Here is a 15,852-nt window from a genome sequence, read left to right as displayed (position 1 = left end):
GACGGAGGTCGGATCGAGGCCGCGATCCGACGGCCGCACGGGAACGGGACGCATGACCCGTTCCTCCTGTGCTTCACGTGTGGAACACTGGTCTAGACAACCTGAGAACCGAAGGGCAGCAACACATGGCTGAGCGCCGCGTCAACGTCGGCTGGGCCGAGGGCCTCCACGCCCGCCCCGCTTCCATCTTCGTCCGAGCCGCCACGGCCGCAGGCGTGCCCGTTACGATCGCCAAGGCCGACGGCAAGCCCGTCAACGCGGCCTCCATGCTGGCCGTCCTCGGCCTCGGCGCCCAGGGTGGCGAGGAGATCGTCCTCGCCACCGACGCCGAGGGTGCGGACGCCGCCCTCGACCGGCTGGCGAAGCTGGTCGCCGAGGGTCTCGAGGAGCTTCCCGAGACCGTCTGACGTCCGGTCACCGCGGTACGCGAGCCGCGTCGCCCTCCGGGGCGGCGCGGCTCCGCCGTTTCCGGCTTTTTCCGGGCACCCGTACCCGCCCGCCCCACCGCGGGGGAATTACCGACGACACACCCGGAAAACATCTCCGGGCATACGAAGAGCGCGACACCGGAATTTCCGGGCGCGCGATGAAAAGGGCAGCGGAAATACCGCTCCGCCGAATACCTCTTCTTTGTATACGGCCACCGTGTTAATGCCGCAGACCCGTGATGTTTACGGGAGGTTGCGAAGTCCTCACACGGTCGGCGCGCTCGGTCCCGCCGGAGAATCGCAGCCGGTGCGCGGCCGTCGCGCGCTCGGTGTGCAGCGCCGTGAGCGCCCGCGCGCGGTCTCCGTCGCCGCGCGCCACCGCGTCCACGATCGCGCCGTGCTGGACCCAGGACTCCACCGGGTCGGCCGGGGCGTCCACCGCGTACATCCAGGCGATCTTGTGCCGGAGCTGGGTGAGCATCGAGGTCAGGGCGTGGCTCCCGGAGGCCTGGGCGAGCGTCTCGTGGAACCAGCCGCCCAGGGAGCGCAGATCCTCGCTGTTGCCCCTCCTGGCGCGCTCCTGGCCCAGCCGGACGAGTCCGCGCAGCACCTTCAGATGGGCCTCGGTGCGGCGCTGGGCGGCCCGGGCGGCGCCCAGCGGCTCCAGCAGCATCCGCATCTCCAGCAGATCGGCCGCCTCGTGCTCGGTGGGCTCCGCCACGCACGCGCCCGCGTGCCGGCGCGTGACCACGAAGCCCTCGGCCTCCAGGGTGCGCAGCGCCTCGCGGACCGGGACCCGGGAAACGCCGTAACGGCGGGCGAGAAGTTCCTCGGTGAGACGGCTGCCGCGCTCGTAGACACCGGCGACGATGTCGTCCCGGATCGCCGTGCACACCGAATGCGCCGGAATACGCATGACCGACCTCCGCCTTAATCCCCGTGAAACGTCGACGATTGACGTGTGTTCCGTGACTCTATTGCAATGAGCCGGAATTTCCGACGGCAGGCCGGAATCCAGGGATATTTTTTGGACAGCGGGGTCCCGAAAACGACGAAAGCCCCGGCCGTGGGGCCGGGGCCGGACGATGTGTCGCCGTCAGAGGTTCACGCCGTGCGAGCGGAGGTAGGCGACCGGGTCCAGGTCCGAGCCGTACTCCGCCGTGGTGCGGGCCTCGAAGTGCAGGTGCGCACCGGTGACGTTGCCGGTCGCGCCGGACAGGCCGATCTGCTGGCCCGGGGTGACCTGCTGGCCGACCGAGACACCGATGGAGGACAGGTGACCGTACTGGGTGTACGTGCCGTCGTTCATCTTGATGACGATCTGGTTGCCGTACGCGCCGCCCCAGCCGGCCTCCACGACGGTGCCCATGCCGACCGCGTGCACCGGGGTGCCGCTGGAGGCGTGGAAGTCGACGCCGGTGTGGCTGCCGGAGGACCACAGGGAGCTGCTGGCCTGGTAGCCGGTGGAGACGTAGGAGCCGCTGATCGGCATGACGAAGGTGTTGAGGCGCTTGCGCTCGGCCTCACGGGCGGCACGCGCGCGTGCCTCGCGCTCCTCGGCGGCCTTCTTGGCGGCGGCCTCGCGGGCGGCCTCCTCGAAGGCGGCTTCCTTCTGCGCCATGACCTGGTTGTCGATCTGGTCGGCGACGTCGTCGCCGGTGACCACGGGGATCAGCGCGGTCTGCGCGGGGGCGGGTTCCGCGGCGAAGGCCGGGGAGGAGGCGACAGTGGCCATCACGCCGGTGGTGGTGAGCGCCGCGACGCCGGCCGCGCGGGCGCTGGTGCGCTGCATCCGGCTGGGGCGACGGTGCTTCCCGGCCGGCTTCCCGGCGGCGTAGGTGAACGCCATGAAGTTGGGCGGTCCTTTCCTTCCTTCTCGCCTACCGGGTTAGCTGACGGGTTCGGAGCAGGAAGGTCTCCTACGGGCCCCCTCGCGTACGCGCGGGCGTCCGATTCACCCCAGGGACTGCACAGAGTGGGTCCCCGGCTCCCCTGGCTCGCGCCGTACGGGGACTCGGCGATGACTGTCCGGTGCCGCGGCTGCGGCGCACTGCCTGACGAACAGCCCGACTGACGCTATGCGGCGCCGCTTTCAATCCTCAAACGGATCACGGTTTTTGTAGCGCACGCCACAGGGCAGACAGGCAGCCTCCGCATCAATTCGGACATCTTGCGGCCCTGGTGACGCTTCCGTCACCGGGGCCGCCCGATGCTCGTGGTGGACGTACGCGCGTACGCGGCCGCGCAGTTGTCCGTTCGCCGGCTACGCGGCGTGTCCGGCTACTCGGCCGCGACGACCGTCACCTCGCCGATCCCGAGGGCCGCCACGGCGTCCCGGATCTGCGAGGCGTCGCCCACGAGGACCGTGACCAGGCGGTCCACCGGGAAGGCGTTCACGGCGGCCGCGGTGGCCTCCACGGTGCCGGTCGCGGCCAACTGCTGGTACAGCGTGGCCTGGTAGTCGTCGGGCAGGTGCTGCTCGACCTGGTCGGCGAGCGTGCCCGCGACGGCGGCGGCGGTCTCGTACTTCAGCGGCGCCACACCGACGAGGTTCTGCACGGCGACGTCGCGCTCGGCGTCGGTGAGCCCCTCGGCGGCCAGGGTGCGCAGCACCTTCCACAGGTCGTCCAGGGCCGGCCCGGTGTTCGGGGTGTCCACGGAGCCGCTGATGGCGAGCAGCGCGGCGCCCGAGCCGTCCGGGGCGGAGCGCAGGACCTGGCCGAACGCCCGCACGCCGTAGGTGTAGCCCTTCTCCTCGCGCAGGACGCGGTCCAGGCGGGAGGTGAGGGTGCCGCCGAGGCAGTAGGTGCCGAGCACCTGCGCGGCCCACACGCGGTCGTGCCGGTCGGCGCCGATCCGGCCGATGAGGAGCTGCGTCTGCACGGCACCCGGGCGGTCCACGATGACGACCCGGCCGGCGTCGTCGGCGGTCACCGGCGCGACCGGCAGGGGCTGGGCCTGGGAGCCCGTCCACGCGCCCAGGGTGTCGCCGAGCAGCTTCTCCAGGTCGACGCCGGTGAGGTCGCCGACGACCACGGCGGTGGCCGTCGCGGGCCGGACGTGCTTCTCGTAGAAGGCGCGGACGGCCGCCGAGTCGATGTTCTCGACCGTCTCCGCGGTGCCCTGGCGGGGGCGCGACATGCGCGCGGTGGCCGGGAACAGCTCCTTGGACAGCTCCTTGGCCGCGCGGCGGGAGGGGTTGGCCAGCTCGTGCGGGATCTCGTCCAGGCGGTTGCGGACCAGGCGTTCGACCTCGCTGTCGGCGAACGCGGGCGCGCGCAGGGCGTCGGCGACCAGGCCGAGCCCCTTCGGCAGCCGGGAGGCGGGCACCTCCAGGCTCAGCCGGACGCCGGGGTGGTCGGCGTGCGCGTCGAGGGTGGCGCCGCAGCGCTCCAGCTCGGCGGCGAACTCCTCGGCGGAGTGCTTGTCGGTGCCCTCGGAGAAGGCGCGCGCCATGATCGTGGCGACGCCGTCCAGACCGGCCGGCTCGGCGTCGAGGGGCGCGTCGAGGATGATCTCGACGGCGACGACCTGCTGGCCGGGGCGGTGACAGTGCAGCACGGTGAGGCCATTGGCCAGTGTGCCGCGCGCGGGTGCCGGGAAGGCCCAGGGGGTGGCCTCGCCGGCCTGGGGCTGGGGGTGGAACTCCATCGTGGCGAGCTCGCTCACTGGGCCGCCTCCTCGTTCTCGTCCTGGTCGGCGGTGGCTTCGGGGGCGGTCGGCTCGTAGACGAGGACCGCGCGGTTGTCGGGCCGCAGGCGCGCCTCGGCGACCTGCCGCACCTCCTCCGGGGTGATGTCCAGCACGCGCTGTACGGCGGTCAGGGCGAGCTGCGGGTCGCCGAACAGGACGGCGAAACGGCACAGTTCGTCCGCGCGTCCGGCGACCGTGCCGAGCCGGTCCAGCCACTCGCGCTCCAACTGGGCCTGGGCGCGCTCCATTTCCTCGTCCGTGGGCCCGTCCGCGGCGAACCGGGCGAGTTCCTCGTCGATCGCGGCCTCGATGACGGGCACCTCGACGTCGCCGGACGTCTTCACGTCCAGCCAGCCCAGGGAGGGCGCCCCGGCGAGCCGCAGCAGTCCGAAGCCGGCGGCGACGGCCGTACGGTCGCGGCGCACCAGCCGGTTGTAGAGGCGGGAGGACTCCCCGCCGCCGAGGACGGTGAGCGCGAGGTCGGCCGCGTCGCTCTCGCGCGTGCCGTCGTGCGGCAGCCGGTAGGCGGCCATCAGGGCGCGGGACGGCACCTCCTCCTCGATGACCTCGCGCAGCTCCTCGCCGATGACGTCGGGCAGCGCGCCGTCACACGGGGTGGGCTTGCCGTCGTGGGCGGGGATGGAGCCGAAGTACTTCTCGATCCAGGCGAGCGTGCGCTCCGGGTCGATGTCGCCGACGACCGACAGCACGGCGTTGTTCGGCGCGTAGTACGTGCGGAAGAACGCGCGCGCGTCCTCCAGCGTCGCCGCGTCCAGGTCGGCCATCGAGCCGATCGGCGTGTGGTGGTAGGGGTGGCCGTCCGGGTAGGCGAGCGCGGTCAGCCGCTCGAACGCGGTGCCGTAGGGGACGTTGTCGTAGCGCTGGCGGCGTTCGTTCTTCACCACGTCGCGCTGGTTCTCCATGGACTCCTCGTCCAGGGCGGCCAGCAGGGAGCCCATACGGTCGGCCTCCAGCCAGAGGGCGAGCTCGAGCTGGTGGGCGGGCATGGTCTCGAAGTAGTTGGTGCGCTCGAAGCTGGTGGTGCCGTTGAGCGAGCCGCCGGCGCCCTGGACCAGCTCGAAGTGGCCGTTGCCCTTGACCTGGCCGGAGCCCTGGAACATCAGGTGCTCGAAAAGGTGAGCCAGGCCGGTGCGGCCCTTGACTTCATGGCGCGAACCGACGTCGTACCAGAGGCACACCGCCGCGACGGGAGTCAGGTGGTCCTCGGAGAGCACCACCCGCAGCCCGTTCGCCAGGCGGTGCTCGGTCGCTGTCAGGCCCCCGGTGCCTGCCTGGTCTGTGGCCGTGTGACCCATGGGCATGTACGTCCTTCCGATCGCGGACGCGGTCGTGCAAACCGCGCGGTTCCTGCCGGTCCTGTCACTGTATGCAACCGCACGCTCAGCGGGCGAAGTTCCCGAAGCTCGTACGCCGAGAGCGAGATGTGGGGGTTGGCGGGGGGCGGGCCCGGCGCAAGGGCGCGCAAGCCGAGCGAGGCCAGCTCAAGAAAGGGTGGTCCGTGGGATGGCGTAGCCTGCGGGCAACCGTGGCAGGTGCGGTGACTTGCGTGGCGGGGCCCGGCACGGCGTCCCTCCGTGCGCACCGGGTCCTGGCCCGCCCTGTCAGTGCCACGGTCCACAATGGTCCGCGTCAGATCCCGTCACACGCCCCAGCAAGGAGCCGGCAGCGATGGCCCGCCGCAGCACGAAGACCCCGCCGCCCGACGACTCGTACGAGGAGCGGATCCTCGACATCGACGTCGTCGACGAGATGCAGGGCTCCTTCCTCGAGTACGCGTACTCGGTCATCTACTCCCGCGCCCTGCCGGACGCCCGTGACGGCCTCAAGCCGGTGCACCGCCGCATCGTCTACCAGATGAACGAGATGGGCCTGCGGCCCGACCGCGGCTACGTGAAGTGCGCGCGCGTGGTCGGCGAGGTGATGGGCAAGCTGCATCCGCACGGCGACGCGTCGATCTACGACGCCCTGGTGCGGATGGCCCAGCCCTTCTCCATGCGCGTGCCGCTGGTCGACGGCCACGGCAACTTCGGCTCGCTGGGCAACGACGACCCGCCCGCCGCGATGCGGTACACCGAGTGCCGTCAGGCCGAGGCGACGAGCCTGATGACGGAGTCGATCGACGAGGACACGGTCGACTTCGCCCCCAACTACGACGGCCAGGAGCGCGAGCCGGTCGCGCTGCCCGCCGCCTTCCCGAACCTGCTGGTCAACGGCGCGTCCGGGATCGCGGTCGGCATGGCCACCAACATGCCGCCGCACAACCTGGGCGAGGTGATCGCGGCCGCCCGTCATCTGATCCGCCACCCGAACGCGGATCTGGACGCGCTGATGAAGTTCGTCCCGGGCCCCGACCTGCCCACCGGCGGCCGGGTCGTCGGCCTCTCCGGCATCCGGGACGCGTACGAGTCCGGCCGCGGCACCTTCAAGATCCGCGCCACGGTGTCGGTGGAGACCGTGACCGCCCGCCGCAAGGGCCTGGTGATCACCGAACTGCCGTTCACCGTCGGCCCCGAGAAGGTCATCGCCAAGATCAAGGACCTGGTCGGCGCGAAGAAGATCCAGGGCATCGCCGACGTCAAGGACCTCACCGACCGCGCGCACGGCCTGCGCCTGGTCATCGAGATCAAGAACGGCTTCGTGCCCGAGGCCGTCCTGGAGCAGCTCTACAAGCTGACCCCGATGGAGGAGTCCTTCGGCATCAACAACGTGGCGCTGGTCGACGGCCAGCCGCTCACGCTGGGCCTGAAGGAGCTGCTGGAGGTCTACCTCGACCACCGGTTCAACGTGGTCCGCCGGCGCAGCGAGTTCCGCCGCGGCAAGCGCCGTGACCGTCTGCACCTGGTGGAGGGCCTGCTGACGGCGCTCGTCGACATCGACGAGGTCATCCGGCTGATCCGCTCCAGCGAGAACAGCGCCCAGGCCAAGGAGCGCCTGATCGAGCGCTTCTCGCTGTCGGACGTCCAGACCCAGTACATCCTGGACACACCGCTGCGCCGGCTCACCAAGTTCGACCGCATCGAGCTGGAGTCGGAGAAGGAGCGGCTCAACGCGGAGATCGCCGAGCTGACCCGGATCCTGGAGTCGGACGCCGAGCTGCGCAAGCTGGTCTCCGCCGAACTGGCCGCGGTGGCCAAGAAGTTCGGCACCGAGCGCCGTACGGTCCTGATGGAGTCGTCGGGCAGCACCGCCTCCGCCGTACCGCTCCAGGTCGCGGACGACCCCTGCCGGGTCCTGCTGTCCTCCACGGGCCTGCTGGCCCGCACGGCGAACGGCGACCCGTTCACGGCGGACGAGAACGCCAAGCGGACCAAGCACGACGTGATCGTCTCGGCCGTGCCGGCCACCGCGCGCGGGGAGATCGGCGCGGTCACCTCGGCGGGCCGGCTGCTGCGGATCAACGTCGTGGACCTGCCACAGCTCCCGGACACGGCGTCCGCGCCCAACCTGTCGGGCGGCGCCCCGCTGACGGAGTTCGTCTCCCTGGAGGGCGACGAGACGCTGGTCTGCCTGATCACGCTGGACGAGTCCTCCCCCGGCCTGGCCCTGGGCACCGAGCAGGGTGTGGTCAAGCGGGTGGTGCCGGACTACCCGACCAACAAGGAGGAGCTGGAGGTCGTCACCCTCAAGGAGGGCGACCGGATCGTGGGCGCGGTCGAGCTGCGCACCGGCGAGGAGGACCTGGTCTTCATCACCGACGACGCCCAGCTCCTGCGCTACCAGGCCGCACAGGTCCGGCCGCAGGGCCGCCCGGCGGGCGGTATGGCGGGCATCAAGCTCGCCGAGGGCGCGAAGGTGATCTCGTTTACGGCGGTGGACCCGGCGGCGGACGCGGTCGTCTTCACGGTGGCGGGCTCGCGCGGCACCCTGGACGACTCCGTGCAGACGACGGCCAAGGTGACGCCGTTCGACCAGTACCCGCGCAAGGGCCGGGCCACCGGCGGTGTGCGCTGCCAGCGGTTCCTGAAGGGCGAGGACTGCCTGTCCTTCGCCTGGGCGGGCGCCGTCCCGGCGAAGGCGGCCCAGAAGAACGGCCTGCCCGTCGACCTGCCGGAGACGGACCCGCGCCGTGACGGCTCGGGCGTGTCGCTGGGGAAGACGGTGGGCGTGGTGGCGGGGCCGGTCTAGGCCACGGGCTCCTGATCCTGCTCCTGTACGAAGTGCTCCTGCTCCTGCTCCTGCTCCTGCTCCTGCTCCTGCTCCTGCTCCTGAACGAAGCGGAGGACGCCCCACATACCGTGCTCGTCGGCGGTGTGCGGGGCGTCGCTCACACAGGCGTCCAGTTCCCGGACGAGCGCGGGCGCGTCGATGCCGGCGCCGATGAGCACGAGCTGCGTGAGACGGCCCTCCCCGGCAGCGCCGTTCCAGGGCTCGGGATAGAAGCGCAGGAAGCGGCCGACGGCGTGCACCGCGTACCGGTTCCCGGTGTCGTGCGCGCCGAAGTCGACGTACCCCTTGATCCGGTAGAGCCCCTCCGGCCTGCTGTCGAGGAACCGCATCAGCCGGCGCGGGTCGAGGGGGACGGCGGAGACGAAGGACGCGCTGTCGTAGGCGGCGTGCAGATGACCGTCGTGTGCGCCGTCGTGCGTACTGTCCGGCCGGTGCAGATCGTCGAAGGACAGTTGCCCGATGCGCTCCTCGCTCGGCCGGCAGTCGAAGAGGAACTCCGGGTCGATCCGGCCGTAGGTGGCCGGTACGACGGCGGCCCGGTCGGCGAGCGTCCGGACGACCCCGAGGACCCGCGCGGCGTCGGAGTCGTCGGCGGCGTCGGCGGCGTCGGCGACCCGGTCGAGCTTGTTCACGACGACGAGGTCGGCGAGCGCGAGATGCCGGTCGATCTCGGGGTGCTTCGCCCGGGTCGCGTCGAACTCGGCGGCGTCGACGACCTCGACGAGCCCGCCGTAGACGATCCCCGGGTGCTCGCTGGCGAGCAGCATCCGTACGAGTTCCTGGGGTTCGGCGAGACCGCTGGCCTCGATGACGATCACGTCGACGCCGGTCTCGGGGCGGGCGAGCCGCTCCAGGTAGACGTCGAGTTCGCTCGCGTCGACGGCGCAGCACAGGCAGCCGTTGCCGAGGGAGACGGTGGAGTCGCCGAGCGCGCCGGCCACGGCCATGGCGTCGATCTCGATGGCCCCGAAGTCGTTGACGATCGCACCGATCCTGCTGCCGCCGCTGCGGTGCAGGAGATGGTTGAGCAGGGTCGTCTTGCCGGAGCCGAGGAATCCGGCGAGAACGACGACCGGGATCTGCCGCGGACCGGGACCGTGCGACACCGGAACGTGCCGCGGACCGGGACCGTGCGACACCGACACCTGCTCCGGGCCGGGACCGTGCGACACCGGGACCTGCCGCGGACCAGGGCTCTGCTGTGACACCGTGCCACCTCTCTGACACCCGCGCGTGCACCGGCTCACGGCTCCGGCGCGCGTGCGGAAACGGAATGCGGGCCCAGGATACGAGCCGGGGGAAAGCCTCCCAGGTGAACGATTGTCGGCAGCGCGCGCGGGGCAGACGTCAGGCAAGGCGCTGGTGCGTGCGACCCTCGCTTCCCTCCGTGCGCCTCCTCTCCGCCTCCCCCGCCGATCAGAGCCGCTCGGCACCCTGGGAGACGGCACGCGCCGCCCACAGCCCGCCGCCCCGGCCCGCCCACCCGCATCCCGCCGACCGGCGCAGGGCCGCCTGATTCGGGGGTTGTTGACATGGCCACACGGAAGTCACGGGCACGGGGGCTGGTCCCCGTCACGGCGGTCGGCCTCGGCCTCGCCGCGGGTGCCCTCGCCGCACTGGCCGCGCAGCGGCACATGCTCGACGCGCTGCGCACACGGCTCGACCAGCTCGAGGCGTCGGCCCAGGACCAGCGTCACACGAACCTCGCCCACCAGCAGCGGCTCCACTGGGAACTGCTGAGCAAGGCCATCGACAGCCCCGAGCTGGCGGAGGTGCTGGACATCTTCGAGGCACCGGCCTCACCGCAGGAGCGGCGCCAGTACCTCTTCGCGAACGCCCTCTACACGAATCTGCTGTTCTACTACCGCATCGGCAACCTCAGCCGCGAGGAGTTCCACGGCCGCATGCGGGGGCTGTTGCAGAACCCCGTCGTGCGCAAGTACTGGTACGCGACACAGGGCCAACGGGCCACGCTCCCCGACGACTCGGACGAGGCCGGTCTGGGGCGCATGGTCGACGAACTCCTTCACCAGCTCGAGGAAGCGGACATCGACGAGTGGTGGGTGGTGGGCGAACCGCCCGTCGAGTGACGGCGCGCGCCCGGAGCTTCACGCCGACGGCCCATAACGAACGGATGAAGTACGGCGTTGTCCCAGTCATGGCTGGGGTTGACTCACACGTGATCGCGTAGAGCGGCTCCATAAGACCGTCGTTCACGCCGCCGGATGACGAACGCGCCCCACAGGGTTGCCTTCTCGCCCCGCAGTCGCCGTGCGCGCATTCCCTTCAGCGAAGTTCAGCCTGAAAGGCCAGAGGAACCAACAGTGAGTCAGATCATCCGTCGGATCGGTGTGCCCCCCAGCGAACGGGGGAGCACGGGAGGCGGCAACTGCCCCGACATCTTCGAGTTGGCCGACGGGAACTTCGCCGTGATCGGCACGGACGCGACGGAGAAACTCGACGGAGACCTCCCGGCGGACGCCTCACGCGCCGACTACGAGCGCATCGTCGTCATCACCCGGGAGACGCTGCTGCGCGCCAAGGCCGACATTCCGGACGCGTGAGCGCCCCCGGGAACTGACCACGCCGCCAGGTCCGGCACCGCGGGTGCCGGACCTTCCGCATGCCGTGGGCCGGGACGGACCCTCACCAGGCTGTTGACGTGCACCGCTACGGTGACCTCCATGCGCGATCACGAAGGCGGCCCCGGCCACGGGGAACGACGGCTGAGCACCCAGGAGGCCGCCGAGGTGCTCGGGGTGAAGCCCGCGACCGTGTACGCGTACGTCAGCCGTGGCCGGCTCAGCAGCCGGCGGGCGCCCGGTGGGCGGGGCAGCACGCTGGACGCCCGGGAGGTCGAGGCACTCGCGCGCCGCGGGCGGCGGGAGGGGGGCGGCGACGCGGGGAGCGGCGCCGACCTGTCCGTACGCACCCGTCTCACCCTCATCGACCAGGACCGGTACTACTTCCGCGGCACCGACGCGACCGAGCTGGCCGTCCGGCACTCCTACGAGGAGGTCGCCGAGTGGCTCTGGACCGGCCGTCCGCGCCCCGGTGCCGTCTTCACCGCTCCCGGGCCGTCCGTCGAGGCCGCCCGGCGCGCGGTGGAGGCGCTGCCCGGCCACAGCGGCCCCGTCGACCGGCTGAGGGTGGCCGCCGTCGCCGCCTCGGTGACCGACCCGCTGCGGTTCGACCTGTCCGAGGAGGCCGTGCTCGGCACCGCGCGCAGCCTGATCCCCACCCTCGTCGCCGCCCTGCCCGCGAAGGACCCCAAGGGCCCACCGGTCGACGACGGCCCCCTCGCCGGGCGTCTGTGGGCCCGGCTCAGCGGGCGCGCCCCCGGCCCGGCCCAGCTCCGGGCCCTGGACACGGCGCTCGGTCTGCTCGCCGACCACGACCTCGCCGCCTCCACGCTCGCGGTGCGCGTCGCGGCGTCGGCCCGCGCGCACCCCTACGCGGCCGTCTCCGCCGGCCTCGGCGTCATCGAGGGCACCCTGCACGGCGCGGCCTGCGGAGGGGCCCACCGCCTGCTCCTCGGCGTGCTCGACGCCGGCCACGCCACCCCGGTGATCGCCGAGGAACTGCGGGCCGGACGCCGTATCCCGGGGCTGGGCCACCCGCTCTACACCGGCGAGGACCCACGCGCGCGTGCCCTGTTCACCCTCCTGGCCGACATCCCCGAGGCGGTGCCCGCGCTCGCGGCGGCCCGCGACATCGTGGCCACCACCGCCCGCCACACCCCGCTGCACGCCAACGTCGACCTCGCGCTCGCCGTCCTGACCGCCTCCGGCGGCATGCAGCCCTCCGCCGGCGAGACGATCTTCGCCGTCGCCCGAACGGCGGGCTGGATCGCCCACGCTCTGGAGGAGTACGGCGAGCGGCCCCTGCGGATGCGCCCGAGCGGCCACTACGTAGGGCCGAAGCCGCCCCGGCCCCTCGCCGAGTGAGCGGCACGACACTCCCCGAGTGAGCAACGCGACGCGAAGCACACGGCACCGTGGACACGACTCGGAAGTCGCTCCGCGTCAAGTCAGGTTAGGCTCACCTCTGTGAGTACGTGCGCGACCGTCTCGCGGGACCTCGACGAGCCCCTGTCCGGAACCGCGGCCACGGCATCGACCTGGCTCCTTCTGGAACAGCCGGGCCCCTGGGGTGCGAAAGCGCTGGTGCAGAGCCACCTGGACCCCGTCCTGGGCCGCGCCCTGGAAGCGGCCGCCCAGGGCACGGGCGTGCGCGTCGCGCTCATCAGACGCCCCGGACGCCACGCGGACTTCGGCACTCCGCCGCTGCGCCAGGTGTACGCCGCGCACACCGTCCCGGGACGGCTCTGGCTGCGCAGCGCCTGGACCCACGACCCGGGCCGACTGCTCGACCTGGACTTCGCCGCCCTCGGCCGGGGCGACCACCGCACCTTCGACACCGCGCTGCGGGGCGGACCCCACACCGGCGACCCGCTGGCCCTCGTCTGCACCAACGGCAAGCGCGACCGCTGCTGCGCGCTCCTCGGCCGTCCCCTCGCCGCCGAACTCGCCGCGTCGGGCGTGGAGGGCGTCTGGGAGGTCACCCATCTGGGCGGCCACCGCTTCTCCCCCACCACGCTCGTGCTGCCGTACGGATACGCGTACGGCCGCGCCGAGGCCCACACCGTCAAGGAAGTCCTGCACGGCGTCCAGGACGGCCGGATCGTCCTCGACGGCTGCCGGGGCAGCTCCGCCTGGGAACGGCCCGGCCAGGCGGCGGAACTGGCCGTCCGCAGGGCGATCGGCGAGGACGCGGCGGAAGCGCTGACGGTCGTCGGCACGCACGGCGGCGCACCGCACTGGGAGGTGACCGTCGCCCACACCGACGGCCGCCACTGGCGGGTCACCGTGGCCCAGACCGCCTCCCAGCCGCCCCGCGAGGAGAGCTGCGGCGCGTCGGCCCTCGGCGCACCGGCCCGGATGGACGTGGTCGGGGTGCGGGAGCTGAGGACGGCGGGGGTGGCGTAGGCGGGGGTGGCCTAGGCGGGGGGCGGCCTAGGCGGGGGGCGGCGTAGAGGGAGAGGCCCGACGGGGCTGAGGTCGGCCGAGAGGGCCGCACTCCTACGGCCTCACCGCCCGCCCACGTACCGTCTGGGGCATGAGCACGCCTCCCGCCACCCGCCGCCACCTCCGCCTGGGCCTGCCCCGGCGCATGTTCTCGCAGGTGCTGCTGATGCAGTTGGCGATCGCGGCGGGTGTCGCGGTGCTGGCGACCGGGCTGTTCCTGGCCCCCCTGAGTGATCAGCTCGACGACCAGGCGATGCGCCGCGCGCTCGCCATCGCGCAGACCACGGCGGCCATGCCGGGGCTCGCCGAGGAACTCCAGGACACCTCGCCCGCCGTCGACGGGCCGGTGCAGCGGGAGGCGGAGCGGATCCGCGAGGCCAGCGGCGCCGAGTACGTCGTCGTGATGGACGTCCACGGCACCCGCTGGTCGCACCCCGACCCGGGCCAGGTCGGCGGCCATGTCTCGACGGACCCCAGCCAGGCCCTGGCCGGCGAGGACGTCATGGAGATCGACGACGGCACCCTGGGCCGCTCGGCCCGCGGCAAGGTGCCTCTGCGCGACGGCGACGGCACGATCGTCGGGGCCGTCTCGGTCGGCATCGAGTACGACAGTGTCCGCGCGCGGCTGCTCCACGCGATCCCGGGTCTGTTCGCCTACGCCGGCGCCGCCCTCGCGGTCGGTGCCCTGGCCGCGTGGCTGATCTCCCGCCGGGTCCAGCGGCAGACCCGTGACCTGGCCTTCTCCGACATCTCGGCGCTGCTGGCGGAGCGCGAGGCGATGCTGCACGGCATCCGGGAGGGCGTCGTCGCCCTCGACCGCACCGGCCACGTCCGTCTGCTCAACGACGAGGCCCGGCGCCTGCTGGACCTCGGCGACGAGGCCCTGGGCCGCTCGCCCGACGAGGCGCTCGGCGCGGGCCGCACGGCCGACGTGCTGGCCGGCCGGGTGACCGGCACCGACCTGATCGCCGTACGCGGACAGCGCGTCCTCGTCGCCAACCGCATGCCCACCGACGACGGTGGCGCGGTGGCCACCCTGCGCGACCGCACCGAGCTGGAGCAGCTCGGCCGCGAACTCGACTCCACGCACGGCCTCCTCGACGCCCTGCGCGCCCAGGACCACGAACACGCCAACCGCATGCACACCCTGCTCGGCCTGCTCGAACTGGAGAGGTACGACGACGCCGCGGAGTTCGTGGGGGAGGTGGTCGGCGAGCACCGGGCCACCGCCGAGCAGGTGGCCGAGCGGATCGAGGACCCGCTGCTCGCCGCCCTGCTGGTCGGCAAGGCGACCGTGGCGGCCGAGCGCGGGGTCGCCCTGTGGGTCTCGGACCGCACCCGCCTCCCGGACCGGCTGATCGACCCGCGCGGACTGGTGACGGTCGTCGGCAACCTGGTGGACAACGCGCTCGACGCCGCCGCGGGCACCCCGCACGCGCGCGTGGAGGTCGAACTGCGCGCCGAGGGACGCACGGCGATCCTGCGCGTACGGGACACCGGACCGGGCGTCCCTGCCACCGAACGCGAGCTGATCTTCACCGAGGGCTGGTCCACGAAGCGGGCTCCCGCACACGGGAAGCGCGGCATCGGGCTCTCTCTCGTCCATCGGCTCGCCGAGCGCCAGGGCGGCAGCGCCACCGTGGGCGAGGCGGACGGCGGCGGCGCCGAGTTCACCGTCGTCCTGCCCGAGGCACTGACCGACCCCGGGCCGGGAGACGGCCCCGAGGCCGCTCCCTCCGCCACGGATCCGGCGCCCGCCCTGGCCGCCCCGTCGCCCCGCACCGCCGAGGAGAAGTCACGATGATCCAGGTCCTGGTCGTGGACGACGACACCCGGGTCGCCCAGGTCAACGCCGCCTACGTCGAGAAGGTGCCCGGCTTCCGCGTGGCCGCCGAGGCCCACGACGCGGCCGGGGCGCTGCGCCAGTTGGAGCTGCTGCCCCAGGTGGACCTGGTCCTGCTCGACCACTATCTGCCCGACGAGACGGGCCTGGAGGTCGTCCAGGAGATGCGCCGCCGCGGCCACCAGACCGACGTGATCATGGTGACAGCGGCGCGGGACGTCGCCACGGTCCAGGCCGCGATGCGCCAGGGCGCCCTTCAGTGCCTGGTGAAACCGTTCGCCTTCGCCGGCCTGCGCGCCAAGCTGGAGGCGTACGCCGATCTGCGCCGCACGCTGGACGGCGGCGGCGAGGCCGAGCAGGCCGACGTCGACCGCATCTTCGGCGCCCTGTCCGCCTCTTCGGAACCCGGACTGCCCAAGGGCCACTCCCCCACCACCGCCGAACTGGTCCGCCAGTCCCTGATGAACGCCGAAGGTCCCCTGTCCGCCCAGGAGATCGCCGAGCGGACGGGAGTGAGCCGCCAGACCGCCCAGCGCTACCTGAAGCTCCTGGAACGCACCGGCCGGGCCCGCCTGACCCTGAGATACGGCGAAGCGGGCCGCCCCGAACACCGCTACACCTGGGCGACCCGCCCCTGAGCACCGAAGGCCGGCTGCCGTACGACGGTGCCGGT

Annotated in this window: 13 protein-coding genes and 1 riboswitch; of the genes, 8 read left to right on the top strand and 5 right to left on the bottom strand. The window is 72.5% G+C overall.

From position 1 onward, the window contains the following. Positions 1 to 125: 125 nt before the first annotated feature. Positions 126 to 407 (top strand): HPr family phosphocarrier protein, encoded by a 282-nt coding sequence (locus tag AFM16_RS29015; protein WP_030789975.1) that lies wholly within the window; start codon positions 126 to 128, stop codon positions 405 to 407. Between the two features lie 241 nt (positions 408 to 648). Here AFM16_RS29015 and AFM16_RS29010 read toward each other — a convergent pair whose 3' ends face one another. The 4 genes from AFM16_RS29010 to AFM16_RS28995 all read right to left on the bottom strand — a co-directional run bounded on the left by AFM16_RS29010 (position 649) and on the right by AFM16_RS28995 (position 5,443). After that, positions 649 to 1,344 (bottom strand): GntR family transcriptional regulator, encoded by a 696-nt coding sequence (locus tag AFM16_RS29010; RefSeq protein WP_030789978.1) that lies wholly within the window; start codon positions 1,342 to 1,344, stop codon positions 649 to 651. A 180-nt stretch (positions 1,345 to 1,524) separates the two neighbouring features. Continuing rightward, positions 1,525 to 2,277, bottom strand: a complete 753-nt coding sequence (locus tag AFM16_RS29005; RefSeq protein WP_078635179.1) for a M23 family metallopeptidase — start codon at positions 2,275 to 2,277, stop codon at positions 1,525 to 1,527. A gap of 14 nt (positions 2,278 to 2,291) precedes the next feature. Then, a riboswitch (cyclic di-AMP (ydaO/yuaA leader) is annotated at positions 2,292 to 2,458 on the bottom strand. 250 nt (positions 2,459 to 2,708) lie between these two features. Then, positions 2,709 to 4,097 carry a M16 family metallopeptidase gene (locus tag AFM16_RS29000; RefSeq protein WP_030789984.1) on the bottom strand — a complete coding sequence of 463 codons (1,389 nt, stop codon included), beginning with the start codon at positions 4,095 to 4,097 and terminating at the stop codon, positions 2,709 to 2,711. Further along, a complete protein-coding gene (locus tag AFM16_RS28995; protein WP_078635177.1) occupies positions 4,094 to 5,443 on the bottom strand; it encodes a M16 family metallopeptidase in 1,350 nt (449 codons plus the stop codon). Before AFM16_RS28995 ends, AFM16_RS29000 begins: the two co-directional genes overlap by 4 nt. 367 nt (positions 5,444 to 5,810) lie before the next feature. Here AFM16_RS28995 and AFM16_RS28990 point away from each other — a divergent pair, with 367 nt between their 5' ends. After that, the gene (locus AFM16_RS28990; RefSeq protein WP_030789989.1) at positions 5,811 to 8,267 is read left to right on the top strand and encodes a DNA gyrase/topoisomerase IV subunit A; all 2,457 of its coding nucleotides are present in this window, start codon (positions 5,811 to 5,813) and stop codon (positions 8,265 to 8,267) included. On the opposite strand, the gene AFM16_RS28985 is transcribed toward AFM16_RS28990, so the two are convergent. Next, on the bottom strand, positions 8,264 to 9,415 hold the full coding sequence (locus AFM16_RS28985; RefSeq protein WP_078637121.1) for a CobW family GTP-binding protein: 1,152 nt from the start codon (positions 9,413 to 9,415) through the stop codon (positions 8,264 to 8,266). The genes AFM16_RS28990 and AFM16_RS28985 overlap by 4 nt on opposite strands. Positions 9,416 to 9,841: 426 nt before the next feature. Here AFM16_RS28985 and AFM16_RS28980 point away from each other — a divergent pair, with 426 nt between their 5' ends. The 6 genes from AFM16_RS28980 to AFM16_RS28955 all read left to right on the top strand — a co-directional run bounded on the left by AFM16_RS28980 (position 9,842) and on the right by AFM16_RS28955 (position 15,817). Further along, positions 9,842 to 10,399, top strand: coding sequence for a DUF6082 family protein (locus tag AFM16_RS28980; RefSeq protein WP_030789995.1), 558 nt, complete (start codon positions 9,842 to 9,844; stop codon positions 10,397 to 10,399). A 234-nt stretch (positions 10,400 to 10,633) separates the two neighbouring features. Then, positions 10,634 to 10,873 (top strand): hypothetical protein, encoded by a 240-nt coding sequence (locus AFM16_RS28975; RefSeq protein ID WP_030789998.1) that lies wholly within the window; start codon positions 10,634 to 10,636, stop codon positions 10,871 to 10,873. 120 nt (positions 10,874 to 10,993) lie between these two features. Further along, the gene (locus AFM16_RS28970) at positions 10,994 to 12,256 is read left to right on the top strand and encodes a citrate/2-methylcitrate synthase (RefSeq protein WP_030790000.1); all 1,263 of its coding nucleotides are present in this window, start codon (positions 10,994 to 10,996) and stop codon (positions 12,254 to 12,256) included. A 102-nt stretch (positions 12,257 to 12,358) separates the two neighbouring features. Beyond that, positions 12,359 to 13,297, top strand: coding sequence for a ferredoxin family protein (locus AFM16_RS28965; protein WP_078635175.1), 939 nt, complete (start codon positions 12,359 to 12,361; stop codon positions 13,295 to 13,297). 130 nt (positions 13,298 to 13,427) lie between these two features. Continuing rightward, positions 13,428 to 15,140, top strand: coding sequence for a sensor histidine kinase (locus tag AFM16_RS28960; RefSeq protein WP_078635173.1), 1,713 nt, complete (start codon positions 13,428 to 13,430; stop codon positions 15,138 to 15,140). Further along, positions 15,137 to 15,817, top strand: coding sequence for a response regulator (locus AFM16_RS28955; protein ID WP_078635171.1), 681 nt, complete (start codon positions 15,137 to 15,139; stop codon positions 15,815 to 15,817). Before AFM16_RS28960 ends, AFM16_RS28955 begins: the two co-directional genes overlap by 4 nt. Positions 15,818 to 15,852: the final 35 nt, after the last annotated feature.

The organism is Streptomyces antibioticus, assembly GCF_002019855.1.
GTDB lineage: Bacteria > Actinomycetota > Actinomycetes > Streptomycetales > Streptomycetaceae > Streptomyces > Streptomyces antibioticus_B.
Note: the sequence above shows the minus strand (reverse complement) of the source record. Positions and strands in the feature narration are given on the sequence as shown.